Raw genomic sequence first — 14,499 nt, forward strand, 5'->3', positions numbered from 1 at the left:
GTCCCCATCCCCGTACGTACGCCCGGTCCCAAGGGGTACGGAGGGTACGGCCCTACGGTCGTCGTCGCCGGTGTCAGTGCGCGACGACCGGCACCCGCACCTCGTCCTCGGCGCCCTCCTCGGAGGACGCCACCGCCGTACCGTCCGGGCGGCCGGCGTTGACGAAGGTCAGGGCGATGGCCGCGGCCGCGACCAGGATGCCGACCGCGAACCAGATCGCGCTGGTGTAGCCCTGCACCATGCCCTCCAGCTGGACCAGCTGCTGCTGGGACCGGCTGGACGCGCCGCCGATGTGGTCGGCGATGTAGGACGTGGTCGCCGAGGCGGCGATCGTGTTCAGCAGGGCCGTACCGATCGCGCCGCCCACCTGCTGCGAGGTGTTGACCATCGCGGAGGCGACACCGGCGTCCTGCGGCTTGACGCCCTGGGTGGCCAGGGACATGGCCGGCATGAAGGCCGTACCCATACCGAGGCCGAGCAGCACCATCGCGGGCAGCAGCAGCGCGGTGTACGAGGAACCGATCTCCAGCTGGGTCAGCAGCAGCATGCCGAGGGCGGCGACCACGAAGCCGGGACCCATCAGCAGCCGCGGCGCGACCCGGGTCATCAGGCGGGTGCCGATCTGGGTGGACCCGACGATCATGCCCACGATCATCGGCAGGAAGGCGAAGCCGGTCTTGACCGGCGAGTAGCCCTTCACGATCTGCAGGTAGTAGGTCAGGAACAGGAACAGGCCGAACATCGCGATGATCGCGAGGCCGAGCGAGAGGTACACACCGCCGCGGTTGCGTTCGGTGACCACGCGCAGCGGCAGCAGCGGCGCCTTGACCTTGGCCTCGACGAGGACGAAGGCCGCCAGCAGCACGCCGGAGGCGACGAACATGCCGACCGTCAGCGAGTCGCCCCAGCCGTTGGACTCGGCGCGGGTGAAGCCGTAGACCAGCGCGACCAGACCGAGGGTGGACAGGATCACACCGGGGATGTCGAGCGAGGAGCGGTTGCGTCCGCCCTCCGGCTCACGGATGACGTACCAGGCGCCGGCCGCCGCGACGATGGCGAACGGGATGTTCACGAAGAACGTCCAGCGCCAGTCCAGGTACTCGGTGAGGAAACCGCCGAGGATCAGACCGACGGCACCGCCACCACCGGCGATGGCGCCGTAGATGCCGAACGCCTTCGCGCGCTCCTTGGCGTCGGTGAACATCACCGCGAGCAGCGAGAGCGCGGCCGGCGCGAGCAGCGCGCCGAACGCACCCTGGAGGGCGCGGGCGCCGAACATCATGGCCTCGTTGGTGGCCGCCCCGCCCAGCGCGGAGGCCGCGGCGAAGCCGCCCAGACCGATGACGAAGGCACGCTTGCGTCCCCACAGGTCGGCGATACGACCGCCGAACAGGAGCAGACCACCGAAGGCGAGGGCGTAGGCCGTGACCACCCACTGCCGGTTGCCGTCGGAGATGCCCAGGTCCTGCTGGGCGGAGGGCAGGGCGATGTTCACGATGGTCGCGTCGAGGACGACCATGAGCTGGGCTATCGCGATGAACGCGAGCGCTTTCCAGCGGTTGGGATCGACGGCGCCGAGGGCGCTGCCGGGAGCCTTTGCGGCCGTTTCAGACATGGGGATACCCACTTCGGGACTTCGTAACGGAAAAAGCGAAAGGTAAGGGGACGGCTCGTCGGCTGTGACGGCCGGTGAGATTGGGGTGGTGACCTGAGATTCGGTGTGGTGACCTGAGATTCGGTGTGGTGACCCGAGATTCGGTGTGGTGACTGCGGTCGCGCTCTGAACTGATCGGTACTGATCGGTACTGGTTGGCCAGGTCGGTACGGGTTGGTCAGGCTTGGCGCAGGTCCTCCATGGTCATCGCCGTGCCCGGCAGGACCGAACGGGCCGGGGCCCGCAGTCCGTCCAGGAACAGCTGCAGATGGCGGTGGACGTAGCGGTCGGCGATGTCGCATCCGGTCCCGGCCGGGGGCCGGCTGAGCTGGGCCGCGACGAGCATGACGTCACCGACGTCCACGTCGGAGCGCAGCTGGCCGGCCGCCTTGGCGCGGTCCATGATCTCCCCGGCGAGCTGCTCGACCCGCTCGCGCGCCGCCTCCAGGTCCGGATGGTTCTTGTCGAAGGTGCTCTGGACCATCGGGCACAGCGCGCTGATCCGCTCGTCGGCGGCGGTGTGCACGAAGCGCTCCAGCGCCTCGAAGGCATCCCCGGTCTCCGCGAGTGCCGCCTCGGCCGCCGCCGCCGTACGGTCCATGACCGAGCAGACGACCTCGCGGACCAGTGCGTCGCGGTCGGGGAAGTTGCGGTACACCGTGGCGTTGCCGACGCCGGCCCGGCGGGCGATCTCGTCGAGCGGCACGTCGGGGCCGAACTCGACGAACATCTCCCGGGCGGCGGTGACGATCCGCTCCCGGTTGCGCAGGGCGTCGGCGCGCGGCCGGGTCGCCTTGCGCGCTACGGGGGTTGCGGTCTGCACGGCGTACTCCTGAGGTCAGTGAGTTCCAGTGAGTGGCGATCCGGGGAAGGTCTCCCCGTTTCGCTCGGACACATGGCTAAACGGGGAAGAGCTCCCCGGTTATTTCCCGCTCCGGAGATGTTTTCTTGTGACCTGAGTCACAAGGCTCTGATTCAAGGACCCACGTTCGGTCTCATCCAGCGCGCGCCCGCGCACCCCTCGACACAGGGTGATCGAGAGGGCGCAGCGCGCGGTCGGCGGGCTGCCATGGACTGAAGGGCCCATGCATGCAGCCAAGCCGCCGGATACGCCCCCGCCGTTTGGTCGCCCTCGTCTCCGTGGCCGCCCTGACCCTGGCGGTCAGCACCTCGGCAGGCACCGGGCACCACACGGCGGGCACCCTGACGGCGACGGGAGCGGGGCCGATCGCGCTCTCCCGCTCCTCCCCCCTCGGCCCCTGCATGATCAGTGGCCGGCCGACGGTCCAGATGTCGGAGGGCGTACCGACGACCCACGGCTACTCCCGCTCGACCGGCACCGTCCACGCCCTCACCGTGATGGTCGACTTCCCCGACGCACATGGTCAGGGCCGCGCGCTCGACCGCTACGCGGAGTTCTTCCCGCAGACCCAGGACTGGTTCCGCACCAGTTCCTACGGCCGCCTCGACTACCGCCCCCGGACCCCGATCCCCGGCTGGCTGCGCATGCCCAAGTCCTTCAAGGCGTACGGCATAGAGCGCGGCGCGCCCTTCGATCCCGGGTACCGGCAACTGGTCCAGGACATCGTGGCCGCGGCCGATCCCAAGGTGGACTTCAAGTCGTACGACTTCCTCAACGTGCTGGTGACGCCGAACGCCGGCCCCTCGGCCCTGGACACGGTCCTGTCGGTGTCCTTCGCGGGCAACACGGAGGCCCCGGTGGCCGACGGCGTCTCCGTCGCCAACGCCTCCTTCGTCTACTCCCGCCAGGACGACGGCTCCGGCACCTACCACCGCACCGGCTACCGGGTCCTCCCCCACGAGAACGGCCACGTCTTCGGCCTGCCCGACCTGTACACCGCGGAGGGCGGCGGCGCGGTGGGCCACTGGGACATCATGAGCGAGGACTGGGGGGCCAACAACGACTTGCTCGGCTGGCACAAGTGGAAGCTGGGCTGGCTGGACGCGACCCAGGTACGGTGCGCGACCACCACCGACACCGCCGAGTACGAGCTGACGCCGCTGGCCCGCGAGGGCGGCCCGAAGCTGGTTTTCGTCCCCCTGGACCGCCGCAGCGGCTACGCCATCGAACTGCGCACCCGAGAGGGCAACGACGAGACCGTGTGCCGCCCCGGCGTCCTGATCTACCAGGTCGACGCGGACGTGGACACCGGGATGGGCCCGGTCAAGGTCCACGACTCCCACCAGAACAGCGGCGGCTGCACCCGGAGCCCGAACGTCCACGCCGAACTTTCGGACGCGACGTTCGCGCCCGGGGAGGAGTTCCGGGACGAGAAGCGGGGGGTGCGGGTTGCGGTGGCGGGGGCGGATCTTACGGGGAGTTATCGGGTGCGGGTTACTCGGGAGTGGTAGGGGGTGGGGGGTGGCTGTGAGGAGGGGGTGGGCTGGGGCAGGGTGGGTGCGAGGGCGGGGCGAGGGCGGTACGCGCGCGTGGGGCGAGGTCGCCGTACGCGCGCGTGGGGCGGATTACGGTTAGGGCTGCCTCGAACGCCGTACGGAGAGCCGATGCCCGCGAAGACGACCCTGGACGACGACGACCGTGCCGTGCCGGCGGAGGCGGTCACGCCGCTGATCCGGGGGGTGGCGGTGCTGCGGCGGCTGACGGAGTCCGGCGGGACGCTGAGCGCGAGCGGGCTGGAGCGGAGCACCGGGCTGGCGCGCTCGACGGTGGACCGGATCGCGTCCACGCTCGCGCGCATGGGGTACGTCCGCCTCGACGGCCGCGACGTGGTGCTGGCCCCCCGCGTGATGGAACTCGGCAACGCCTACCTGGCCGCCCTGGGCCTGCCCGCCCTCCTCGCCTCCCACGCCGACGCGCTCGCCGACGAGTTGGACGAGTCGGTGTCCCTGGCGGTCGCCGACCGCGACGGCATCCGCTTCATCCACCAGGCGACCCGCCGCCGAGCGATGTCCCTCAGCTTCCGCATCGGCGACCTGCTCCCCGCCGAACGCACCGCGCCGGGCCCGCTGTTCGCGACGGAGTGGACGGACGCGCAGTGGCAGGCGTGGCGCGAGCGCCGGGCGGCGGACCCGCAGGACCGGAACTTCCCCGCCGTACCGCCCCGGGAGCACACGTCACCCGGCACGGACGACGAAGACGACGAGGACTTCGCACGCCGTGCGGAGCGGGCCCGCAGGGACGGCTGGGCGCTGGACGACCAGTTGATCGAGCCGGGGCTTGTGGCGGTGTCCGTACCGGTGAAGGACCCCCGCGCGGGCGGCCGTATCGCCTGCGTGGCGAACGTGGTGAGCCACACCAGCCGCCACACGGCCGCGAACCTGCGCGACACGCTCCTCCCCCGCCTGCGCACGGCGGTGGCGGAGATGGAACGCGAACTGCGCGAGGCGCCCGAGCCCGCGCCCGGCCCGGCACCGGCGGGCCTGGCGACCTGGACGGGCGCCTCCAAGCAGGAACTGGGCAGGGAGTTCGTCGAGTCGCTGGCCCGCGGACTGACCGTACTGACCGCCTTCGGCGCGGGACGGGCCGAGCTGACCCTCACCGACGTGGCACGGGCGACGGGCCTGTCCCGGGCCACGGCACGCAGGGCGCTCATCACCTACGAGCACCTGGGCCTGGTACGCCAGTCCGGCACCCGGGGCTTCGCGCTCACCCCCCGCGTCCTGTCCCTGGGCTTCCCACCCCTGTCCCGCACCTCCTTGGCCCAGATCGCCACCCCCCACCTGGCCGAACTGGCCGACCGCGTCCACGAGTCGGCGTCCCTGGCGGTACTGACCCCCTCGGGCGAGGAGATCCAGTACACGGCCCGCGCCGCCACCAGCCGCGTGATGAGCGTCAACGTGACGGTCGGCACGCGACTCCCGGCCCACGCGACGTCGATGGGCCGGGTACTCCTGGCGGCTCTCCCGCCCGGGGAACGCCAGTTGGGGCACCTCTCCCCCCTGACACCGCGCACGACCACCGACCCCACGACCCTGACAACCACACTGGAGAACGTCCGCGCCCTCGGATACGCCCTGGTCGACGAGGAGTTGGAAGAGGGCCTGCGCTCGGTGGCGGTCCCGGTCCGCGACCGCACGGGCCGGGTGGTCGCCGCGGTGAACGTGGCGATGCATGCGGCTCGGCGGTCGGTGGAGGAGTGCGTACGGGAGGTGCTGCCGGAGGTGGTGGAGACGGCTGGGCGAGTGGAGGGGGATTTGGGGGTGGTGGGGCGGTTTGCTCGGGTTTTGGTGGAGTGAGGAGTCGGGGGTGAGGGGTGGCCTCGGGGGCGCTCGGGGCGACCTCAGCCGTCGTACGGCCTGGCGGCACGCCCCTCGCGCAGGGTAAGTCCCCACCAGGCGAGTTGGTCCAGCAGCACGGAGGCGGCCTTGGACGTGCCGTCCGTGTCGTGCGGACGGCCCGCGTCGTCGAACTGCTCCCACGCCATGTGGAAGCTGACGGTGTCGCGCAGGGTGACGGCGTGCAGCTCGGCGAAGACCTGGCGCAACTGCTCCACCGCGCGCTGGCCGCCGGCCATCCCGCCATAGGAGACGAAGCTGACCGGCTTGGCCCGCCACTCCCCGTAGACGTAGTCGATGGCCAGCTTCAGGGAGGCCGGGTATCCGTGGTTGTACTCGGGCGTGACGACGACGAACCCGTCGAGCCCAGCGATCCGCTCGGCCAGGGTCGGGGCGGCGTCCGGAGCACCGTCCGGGGCGGCAGACCGCTCCAGGGTGAGCTTGAGCTCGTCGGCGAGGGCGGGTTCCGACAGGTCGATGACGTGCGTCTCCATGTCGTCACGCCGCCCGATCTCGGAGACGAACCACTGCGACACCTTGTCGGCGAAGCGGCCGGGGCGGACGCTGCCGATGAGGACGCCGATCTTGAGCGGGGGCTGGGACGTGGATCGAGACATGGGTGTACCTCGGTTCTGAGACGTAGGTCGGGAGAGATCGCGAGCCGCCTCCGGGCGGGGCCCACCCAGGCAACGTAAAATCTCAAGCTAACTTGAGGTCAAGCGGACCCGGGGCGCCCCGAAGAAGATCACCGGACCACGCCACCGATCACCGACAACCGAGGCGAACGACGAGGGACGCATCCGCTACGCTGTCAGGGCACCTTTCGCCTTCGTAGCTCAGGGGATAGAGCACCGCTCTCCTAAAGCGGGTGTCGCAGGTTCGAATCCTGCCGGGGGCACACGACAAAGGGCCAGTTCAGAGGCTTGATCCTCTCGAACTGGCCCTTTCGCATGATCACGGCCGTGCCAGACCCGTGCCACAAAGTCCGCTAAGAGTCCACATCGCCCCGCGTCTTGCGGATCATCGAGCCGAGGCGATCGGCGATCTCGCGGTCACGTCCGCTGACCACATGCTGATAGATCAACGCGGCGCGCGGGGTGCTGTGGCCCATCCTGGTCATCAGCTCACGCAGGCTCGCACCGGACGCGGCAAGGGTGTTCCCCGTGTGGCGAAGATCGTGGAAGTGCACGTCTGCCGTGATCTTCGCCTTGGTCCGCGCATTGATCCAGTCATCCCGGAAGTTGCTCCGCCGCAGCCGACCACCCTGGGGGCCGAGGAAGACATGACCATCACGGCCAGCCCCGGCGAAGCTGTCGAGATGCCCCTTCACGTCCGGCAGGAGTTCGGTCGGGAAGGCCACCGGCCGGACACCGGCATCGGACTTGGGCGCCTTGTCGAAGAGCGCGCCCGTCTGCATTTCCGCCTGTGATCGCCGGACCATGAGCACGGCGTTCTCCGTATCGACGTCCCGCCGACGGAGCGAGGCCAGCTCCCCGAAGCGCAGTCCGGTGAACGCGGCCAGGAGGACGAGCAGCCGGTAGCGCGGCGCGATCCCGTCGGCCACGGCGAACACCTCGACCACCGTGAGGGTGGGACGCTCGGGCACGTCGTAGCGGTCGGCACCCTTGATCCGGCACGGGTTGCGGCGGATCAGCTCGTCATCAACGGCCGTGTTCAGAATCGCCCTCATGATCTGGTACGCCTTGACCACGGTCGGCTCACCGGTCCGCGTGAGGCAGGCCGTACGCCAGGCCCGAACCTGAGCCGTTGTGATCGAGGACAGCGGACGCTCACCGAAGGTGGGCAGCAGATGCAGCCTGATCACCGACTCATGCCGCTCGCGCGAACGGGCAGCAAGCTTGCGATCCTTGAGCCACGCCGTTGCGTACTCACCAAAGTGGACCTTGCCCGCGTCGGGGTCGGCCCACTGGCCACGGGTGATGTCCGACTCGATGAGGGTCAGCGCCACCTCGGCGTCGGTCTTGGTGGCGTACGTCTCCTCTGCGCTGCGAAGCTGCCCCGTGGCGGGATCACGGTAACGAGCCTGCCAGCGTCCGGACTTGAGCTGCCGGACAGATCCGAACCGGCGACGCCTGCCCTGGTTGTTCGCCATCAGGCCACCCTCCGCAGCACGCCAGGCCGAACGGTCACCGGCTGCACAGTGTTCGCGGCGATGTACTCATCCAGCACACGCTCCGAGATCCGGACGTTGCGACCGACCTTGACGAAGGCGATTCGGCGTTCTTCGATCAACCGACGAGGGAAGCGGACGCCTGTACCGAGGCGAACGGCGACCTGCTTAACGTCCAAGAGTTGATCAGCCATCACCACTCCCCCGTTGCCTCAAGATCGGTCATGTCGGCTCGCACCTCGCGGGCGATCTCGCGGCTGTGCTGGATGTCGCGGTGGATGTTGGCAGCGAGCCAGGATTCGCCGGGAGTGTGGCCGTGTCCGGCGTAGGTCCAGTGGGCGAGGGTGAGCGTGGTTGCCTCCGGGTTGTCGTCGGGGTCGGGCAGGCCGAGGGCTTCGCGTTGCTGCTGTGCGCGGTAGTCGGCTCGGACCCGGCGGAGGGCGCCGAGGGTGGTCGAGTAGCGGCGGGACTTGGTGGAGAAGTGGCCGCGGAAGCCGAGCATGTGAGCCCAGTCCCGGAGCTTGCGCTCGGGGTAGAGCGGGTGCAGGTCCAGGCAGGCTTCAATCAACCGGCGAGGGTGGTCCGGCACCCCGAGCAGCACCAGGGCTTCCTTGTTGCCGACCCGGCGGTCGACGGTGCCGGTGGTCTCAGCCGCCTTGGTGGCGTACTTGGCGACGTAGGAGGCAACGGCCGCTTCGGTGATCTCCTCACCGTGGCCGAAGGCGCCGATCGGCTGCACGTCGAGCTGTGTGCCCCACCGCAGGGTGCGGGCCGGTTGGTCTCCGGCCGGGTCGACGTCGACCGCGACACGGGCCGCAGCGGCGCGGATGGCGTCGTCGAGCAGGTCGAGGGTGGCCCAGGCCGGAGGCGGATCATCGGGACCGTCAGGCCCGTCGAAACGGATCACCGCATGGAAGTGGACGGCCCCGCGCTTCTGGTACTCAGCGACCTTGCCGAAGGCGACGCGGGACTGTTCGCGGGCGGCTGTCTGGGTGAGTCCGGCGCGGCGTGCGATCTCGCGGCGGAGGTAGATCGTGAAGTAGCGCCACAGCTCGGAGGCATGGTTGTTCCACAGCACCGCACCGGCGTAGTCGTACGTCGCCGCATCCAGCGGGGTGCCGAGTTCGGGAGCGTCCTCGGAGTGCCGGACTCCGCAGCGGCAGGGCCGGTTGCCGGGGCGGTTGTGGACCGGTCCGAAGGAGGGGGCGGTGAGCGTGGCGAAGACCCGGGGGTGGTCGCGGACGGTGGGCGGGGTGCCCTTGTCGGGGTCTCCGACGAGTCCGGCGCGGATGAGGTGGTAGGTGTCTCCGGCGTAGGTCCAGGCGCAGGCCGGGCAGCGGGAGGCGCGGCGGTTGCCGCAGGCGATGCGGAGCATGCCGCCCGGCTCGTGCTCGGTCGTGTACGCGTGCATCACGGTCTTGGTCGCCGGGTCGATGGTCTTGGTGCCGCCGGTCAGGCGGATCGGGTCGGAGCAGCCGCCCGTGCGCTTGATCTGTTCTTGCCAGCGGTCGAAGCCATCCGATGCGGCCACCCTCAGCACGTCGGCGAGGGTGGCCGCATCGAGACCCGCCAGAGTGGCGGTGTCGGTCACACGATCACTTCCCCACCAGGGCGAGGGCGGCGGCGGGCGAGTGGCTGTGGCCGGTGCCCTGGCAAACGGGGCAGATGACGGTGAGGGTCACGCGGGAGCCGTTGCGGTGCCGGACGCCGGTGGTGATCGCGACGACCGGGAAGCCGTCGCAGTAGTGGCAGACCGGACGGTTCGAGAGACGGACAGGCATGATGGACAGAGCCCTTTCGGATTGGAAGATCGGGAAGTGGTGAGCCGTCCGGGGCGGCGGATACTTGGCGGTTGAGGCCGCCCCGGGGGGCGCTACTTGCGGTAGCGGCGCGTCGAGCGGACGGACCGGCGTACGGGGTGCTTGCGCGGCGCGCGGGAGCGCCGACGGGTGCCCGCACGGGATAACTCCCGCTTCTGCTTCGACGCCCGGTTGATCGTGTAGCCGAGTCCGCCGGAGGCCGAGAGGACCGCGACGGCCGCACCGGCGACGATCTGGGCGACGAAGGCGATCACGAGCAGGACCACCACGGAGCAGGTGGCGATGACCAGGGTGAGGACGATCGGGCCCTTGTAGGAGCGCGGTGCCTCTTGGACGATCACGACCTTGCGGACGTCGGTGCCGTACGGGATCTGCCGGTAGAGGTCGGCGGGGATGTGACCGGCACGAAGCTGGTCCTCGGGTAACTGCACAGGTCAGCCCTCCCAGTCAGGCGGTGCAGCGGTGGGTACGGGCGGCGAGTTCGGCAGCCGAGCGGTCACCGTGCTCGGTCGAGAAGCCGCACTTCGGTGCCGTGCACGCGGCGGTGTGCTTGGTCTGGCCACGGCCGTTGTTGAACGTGCCGACCTTGACCGGTCCGATGCGGATCACCTCGTAGAAGCGGTTCGGGCGCACGGGGTGAACCTCCTTGTCTGCTAGGCGAGTTGGGCGACGATCGCGCCAGCGAGGCCCTCAGGGATCCCGAGGCGGGCGCGCAGGGTGGCGGTGTCGATGTCAGTGCCGGTGCGGGTGCGGTGCTCGGCAGCGACCTTCCGGGCGTGGTCGACCAGCGCCGGGGGCACGCTCGGGGCGGCTTCCGGCAGCGCGGGGGCAGGCTGCGCAGTAGGGATCGGCTCGGGTCCGGAGTCCGGCTCGGGAGCGGGTGCGGGGGCCGGGGCTGCGGGCGCCGGCGGAACCGGCACCCGGTCCCCGGCCGAAGTCGGCGCATGGGCCAGCAAGGTGCCGCCCAGGAACGCAAGCGCAGGCCATCCGGCGACGAGGATGCGCAGCCAGGATGGGACGTGGTCGAGGTCGAGGAGTCCAGCGGTGGCGATGTTGGCGCCGAGCGAGGCGACCAGGGCGACCAGGAACCAGAACCAGGCCAGCGTGGAGCGGTCGGTGCGCAGCCTGCGCCACACGGCGACCAAGAGCAGGTCGACGGAGACCGGGTAGGCCCAGGCCTTCCAACCGGTCTGCCCGGCGGCTGCGGCGAGGTCGTGCAGGTGGGCGAAGGACAGCGCGCCAGCGATCACGGCTTGGATGATTACGGCGTCCACGCGGAGTGAGCGGGCCATGTCTTCACCTCCTTCGGGGAGTTGGGCCAGGGGCGGGGCGGGGAACGCTGTCCGGCCGCCCGGCCCCGGCAGGTTCAGTCGTCGGCGGGGATCTCACAGGCGCCCAGGCAGCCCAGGCAGATGCCGGTCTGCTGTCCGGCCACCCGTTGCTTGCGGCCGACGCGGACGGTGCGGGAGACCTCGCCGGTGCCCTTGCAGGCCGGGCACGGCTTGACCTTGGGCTTGGAGGTCTTGCGCGGGGCCATGAGCGATCTCCTTCCGGTTTTCGGCATGGCTCGGGTAGGGACCTGGCGCGAGGCGGTCGCGCCGACCGTGGAGCAGGGGGTGTTACTCGCCGACAGGCTGCGCCGGTACGAGCGGCGGCACGGCGGGCATCGGCGGCACGGCGATCTGTCCGACCGGCCGGAACGGGGCCAGGAACGGCAGGACCGGGGTCAGGTGGGCGAACTCCCGGCACACGGCGGCGGCTTCGTCCGGAGTGGTCTCGGGGGTGCGGATGCGCGACCAGCCGCCGGAGGTGTCACCGGCCACCGCCACACCCGGACGGTCCGGGGCGATCGCAGTCACGGCCATCACCGCGTCCGGGGCGATGTCACCCAGGCCCATTTCGGCGGTCTGCTTGTCGTTGACGCGGTGCACCACCCGGCCGGTGAGCTGAGCCCGCAGCGCGGTCGCACCGCGGCCGAGGTCGGAGCCGAACCGCTGCCCGCACACCTCCAGGTAGATGCCGATCGCACGGGCCATCTGCCCAAGGCGCACCAACTGCATGACCGTACGGTCACGAGCCGGTTCGTCCTTCTTCGAGGTCACCAGGAACAGTTCAGCGATCTCGTCGACCAGGACGACCAGCGGCACCGGCCGCACCTCATCGGGCAGTTCCCACAGGTCCGATACGCCGTACAGGGCGAGGAGATCGAAGCGCTCTTCCATCTCCGCAACGAGCGCGTCGATCAGGAGCCCGGCGCCCTCCGGGTTGGTGACCAGCGCCGACAGACGGGACGCGTAGCGGCCTTGCTCGACACCGCGCTTGCAGTCGATCCCGATCAACCCAACCGGCAGCTGAGCCAGGCCCTTGATCAGGTTGCGCTGATACACCGACTTGCCGGACCCGTTGGCGCCCAGGGTCAGCGCCATCGGAGCCTTGCGGTAGTCCCGCTCGAAGACTGTGCCGTCTTCCCGCAGCGCCACCGGTACGACCAGGTCACGGGGCTGCGCCTTGCGTGGCAGTGTGACCTTGCTGAGCACGTCGTAGCCGGTCATCCGCAGCTCGACATAGCCGGGCTTGGTCTCCGCCACGGTCACCGACCGCACTCCCCACGCATGGCGGAGACGTTCGGTCGACGCGGCGAGGTCGGCAGGCTCCAGACCGGCCGGAAGCCGGAGCGTGACCCGCAGGCCGGTCGAGGTCGGGCGGACCCGGCGAACCTTCGGCGCCACCGGCCGGACCTCGCTGCGGACCACGCTGCGCTTGACGAAGGCACGGAAGCCGGACGGCCGCACCGTCAGCCCGCACACCTCCATCGTGTCGCGGTAGGTCCAGGTGAACCGGCCCCAGGTGACCGGCAGGCCGACCAGCGACCAGTACACGCGCGGAGCGCGGTACTTGGCGTAGCCGAGCCCACCGGCACCGGCCGCAAGGCCGCCCAGCTCGAACCAGGTCCCGAGGTCAGCCACGATCAGGCCCCCAATGCGGTGACCGCGACCGCACGGAAGCTGATCCCGTGCCGCTTCTGGCCGTTGAACTCGTTCTCCCAGTCACGGGCCTTGAGCCCGGTGACCGCCACCGGCGTACCCGGCACGAGGCTCGCGGGAAGACCGGTCTCCGGAACGGTGACCTGGTAGAGGTTGCCCTCCCCCTCGTCCGAGACCAGCAGGCCCACCGTGGACATGCCCACGTCCGGGTTGTCACGGTCCACGGCCCGCTCACCGGTCCGCTTGTTGATCATCTTCGGTTCCGGCGCGGTCGCCACGAACACCACAGCGGTCGAGAGGTCGATCTTGAACGACGGCATACCTGCCTCTTTCCACGTAGGGAGGCGTACTAGATCGCACACCTTCATCGCGTACTAGCTTACGTCGATGATGCGCGTACTAGTACGCGCCTGTCAAGCCTGTGACGGACCGATATCCAGCGGGACCTCAAGGAGGTTCGCGGCTTACCATTGAGATGCGTGCTAGGGCGCGAAGGCTTCGGGCGCTAGCACGCTGACAAGGAAGGCGCGAGGCGCCGTGGAGGAGACATGACACCGAAGGTGCAACGAGCTGCACCACCGTTCGTGCAGATCGCGGACCACTTCCGCGCAAAGATCAAAGACGGAGAGCTGCCCCAAGAATCCAAGCTGCCCTCAATCGCGGACGTCGCTCGGGAATGGGGAGTCGCCACAGCCACAGCGGCAAAGGCGATCAAGCAGCTTCAGGACGAGGGCTACGTACGGTCGTCGTCACAGGGAACGTTCGTCGACCTCGGCAGGAAGCTGACGAGCGGTCCGGACCGCCTTCAGATGCTGCGAGCAACTGGTAGTGGCTTCCGCGACAGGGAAACCGTCGAGATCTTGAGCGCCGAGTTGGTTCCAGCGCCAGCGCATGTCGCCAACGGGTTGAAGATCAACGAGGGTGACCAGGTGGTTGAACGTCGACGGGTCTACCGCGACGATGACGGAGTTGTGGCCGTGTCCACGTCGTATCTGGCCAGCGACCTAGCCGAAGCGGCCCCGGAGTTGCTTGAGACTGGACCACTCCCCAAGATGACCTTCGGCTTGATCGAAGAGCGGACAGGCCGTCGAGCAGTTCGACGACGCGACGTAGTAGCTATGGCGCCAGTTCCCGGAGACATTGCCGAGGTACTCGGTGCAGAAGTCGGGACTCCGGCTCTGACCTTGACCAACCAGTACACAGACCAGCACGGCGAGCCGACCGAGTATGCCCAAGACTTCCTTGGAACCGGGCGTGAACTCTCCGCTGAGTACAACATCGATTGACCGACCGGGCGGCGCGGCACCTGTTACAGGTTTCTCTACCTCATCAAGGGCCCGCGCAAAGCGCGGGCTGGCCCCTTGGGCTCGGCCCCCTGCGCCTTCGGCGCTGGGGCCGGCCCCTGGGGCCGCAAGCATGTTACGGCCCGGACGGTAGAGCCCGAGACGGGCAAGCCACGGTCAGAGCACGCCTCCGGCGGGGGATCGGCCTGCACCGGGATGGAGGGGGCGCCGTTCGCGACCGCGGGTCCGTAGTGGCGTGCGCGGGGTGCTCCCATCCCGTCCACCATCGACCCAGGCAGAGCCGAGCAGACGCGGCCCATGGCGTCCAGGTCGTTCGTACAGTGGCGCGCTCCACCTGGACGCCATGAAC

General features: G+C 69.7%; 16 protein-coding genes and 1 tRNA gene. 4 read left to right on the forward strand and 13 right to left on the reverse strand.

Features of this window, described 5'->3' with window-relative positions:
• Positions 1 to 73: 73 nt before the first annotated feature.
• Together ACIA8X_RS29295 and ACIA8X_RS29300 are read right to left on the reverse strand one after the other, a co-directional pair.
• Positions 74 to 1,615 carry an MFS transporter gene (locus ACIA8X_RS29295; RefSeq protein ID WP_393454938.1) on the reverse strand — a complete coding sequence of 514 codons (1,542 nt, stop codon included), beginning with the start codon at positions 1,613 to 1,615 and terminating at the stop codon, positions 74 to 76.
• Positions 1,616 to 1,832: 217 nt separating this feature from the next.
• The gene (locus ACIA8X_RS29300; protein ID WP_393454935.1) at positions 1,833 to 2,477 is read right to left on the reverse strand and encodes a TetR/AcrR family transcriptional regulator; all 645 of its coding nucleotides are present in this window, start codon (positions 2,475 to 2,477) and stop codon (positions 1,833 to 1,835) included.
• Positions 2,478 to 2,743: 266 nt separating this feature from the next.
• Between ACIA8X_RS29300 and ACIA8X_RS29305 the strand changes: the two genes are divergently transcribed.
• On the forward strand, positions 2,744 to 4,027 hold the full coding sequence (locus tag ACIA8X_RS29305) for a M6 family metalloprotease domain-containing protein (RefSeq protein WP_393454932.1): 1,284 nt from the start codon (positions 2,744 to 2,746) through the stop codon (positions 4,025 to 4,027).
• Positions 4,028 to 4,180: 153 nt separating this feature from the next.
• Positions 4,181 to 5,872 carry an IclR family transcriptional regulator C-terminal domain-containing protein gene (locus tag ACIA8X_RS29310; RefSeq protein ID WP_393454930.1) on the forward strand — a complete coding sequence of 564 codons (1,692 nt, stop codon included), beginning with the start codon at positions 4,181 to 4,183 and terminating at the stop codon, positions 5,870 to 5,872.
• Between the two features lie 44 nt (positions 5,873 to 5,916).
• Here ACIA8X_RS29310 and ACIA8X_RS29315 read toward each other — a convergent pair whose 3' ends face one another.
• A complete protein-coding gene (locus ACIA8X_RS29315) occupies positions 5,917 to 6,528 on the reverse strand; it encodes an NADPH-dependent FMN reductase (RefSeq protein ID WP_393454927.1) in 612 nt (203 codons plus the stop codon).
• 208 nt (positions 6,529 to 6,736) lie between these two features.
• Here ACIA8X_RS29315 and ACIA8X_RS29320 point away from each other — a divergent pair.
• A tRNA-Arg gene (locus ACIA8X_RS29320) sits at positions 6,737 to 6,809 on the forward strand.
• Between the two features lie 90 nt (positions 6,810 to 6,899).
• Here ACIA8X_RS29320 and ACIA8X_RS29325 read toward each other — a convergent pair.
• From ACIA8X_RS29325 to ACIA8X_RS29370, 10 genes are all read right to left on the reverse strand, one after another.
• Positions 6,900 to 8,024 (reverse strand): tyrosine-type recombinase/integrase, encoded by a 1,125-nt coding sequence (locus ACIA8X_RS29325; RefSeq protein WP_399459485.1) that lies wholly within the window; start codon positions 8,022 to 8,024, stop codon positions 6,900 to 6,902.
• Positions 8,024 to 8,236 carry an excisionase family DNA-binding protein gene (locus ACIA8X_RS29330; RefSeq protein WP_399459486.1) on the reverse strand — a complete coding sequence of 71 codons (213 nt, stop codon included), beginning with the start codon at positions 8,234 to 8,236 and terminating at the stop codon, positions 8,024 to 8,026. Before ACIA8X_RS29330 ends, ACIA8X_RS29325 begins: the two co-directional genes overlap by 1 nt.
• On the reverse strand, positions 8,236 to 9,633 hold the full coding sequence (gene repSA / locus ACIA8X_RS29335) for a replication initiator protein RepSA (RefSeq protein WP_399459487.1): 1,398 nt from the start codon (positions 9,631 to 9,633) through the stop codon (positions 8,236 to 8,238). The genes ACIA8X_RS29330 and repSA overlap by 1 nt, the downstream gene beginning before the upstream one ends.
• Positions 9,634 to 9,637: 4 nt before the next feature.
• Positions 9,638 to 9,823, reverse strand: a complete 186-nt coding sequence (locus ACIA8X_RS29340; RefSeq protein ID WP_399459488.1) for a hypothetical protein — start codon at positions 9,821 to 9,823, stop codon at positions 9,638 to 9,640.
• Positions 9,824 to 9,915: 92 nt separating this feature from the next.
• Positions 9,916 to 10,293, reverse strand: coding sequence for a hypothetical protein (locus ACIA8X_RS29345; RefSeq protein WP_399459489.1), 378 nt, complete (start codon positions 10,291 to 10,293; stop codon positions 9,916 to 9,918).
• Between the two features lie 16 nt (positions 10,294 to 10,309).
• Positions 10,310 to 10,495 (reverse strand): mobile element transfer protein, encoded by a 186-nt coding sequence (locus ACIA8X_RS29350; protein ID WP_399459490.1) that lies wholly within the window; start codon positions 10,493 to 10,495, stop codon positions 10,310 to 10,312.
• 20 nt (positions 10,496 to 10,515) lie between these two features.
• Complete coding sequence (locus tag ACIA8X_RS29355) at positions 10,516 to 11,154, reverse strand: DUF2637 domain-containing protein (RefSeq protein WP_399459491.1); 639 nt, start codon at positions 11,152 to 11,154, stop codon at positions 10,516 to 10,518.
• A 74-nt stretch (positions 11,155 to 11,228) separates the two neighbouring features.
• Positions 11,229 to 11,399 carry a hypothetical protein gene (locus tag ACIA8X_RS29360; protein WP_399459492.1) on the reverse strand — a complete coding sequence of 57 codons (171 nt, stop codon included), beginning with the start codon at positions 11,397 to 11,399 and terminating at the stop codon, positions 11,229 to 11,231.
• An 82-nt stretch (positions 11,400 to 11,481) separates the two neighbouring features.
• On the reverse strand, positions 11,482 to 12,828 hold the full coding sequence (locus ACIA8X_RS29365) for an FtsK/SpoIIIE domain-containing protein (RefSeq protein WP_399459493.1): 1,347 nt from the start codon (positions 12,826 to 12,828) through the stop codon (positions 11,482 to 11,484).
• Positions 12,829 to 12,830: 2 nt separating this feature from the next.
• On the reverse strand, positions 12,831 to 13,166 hold the full coding sequence (locus tag ACIA8X_RS29370; protein WP_399459494.1) for a hypothetical protein: 336 nt from the start codon (positions 13,164 to 13,166) through the stop codon (positions 12,831 to 12,833).
• A gap of 228 nt (positions 13,167 to 13,394) precedes the next feature.
• On the opposite strand from ACIA8X_RS29370, the gene ACIA8X_RS29375 reads away from it, so the two are divergent.
• Positions 13,395 to 14,132, forward strand: a complete 738-nt coding sequence (locus ACIA8X_RS29375) for a GntR family transcriptional regulator (RefSeq protein ID WP_399459495.1) — start codon at positions 13,395 to 13,397, stop codon at positions 14,130 to 14,132.
• Positions 14,133 to 14,499: the final 367 nt, after the last annotated feature.

The sequence above is a fragment of the Streptomyces sp. NPDC051738 genome, assembly GCF_044453205.1.
GTDB lineage: Bacteria > Actinomycetota > Actinomycetes > Streptomycetales > Streptomycetaceae > Streptomyces.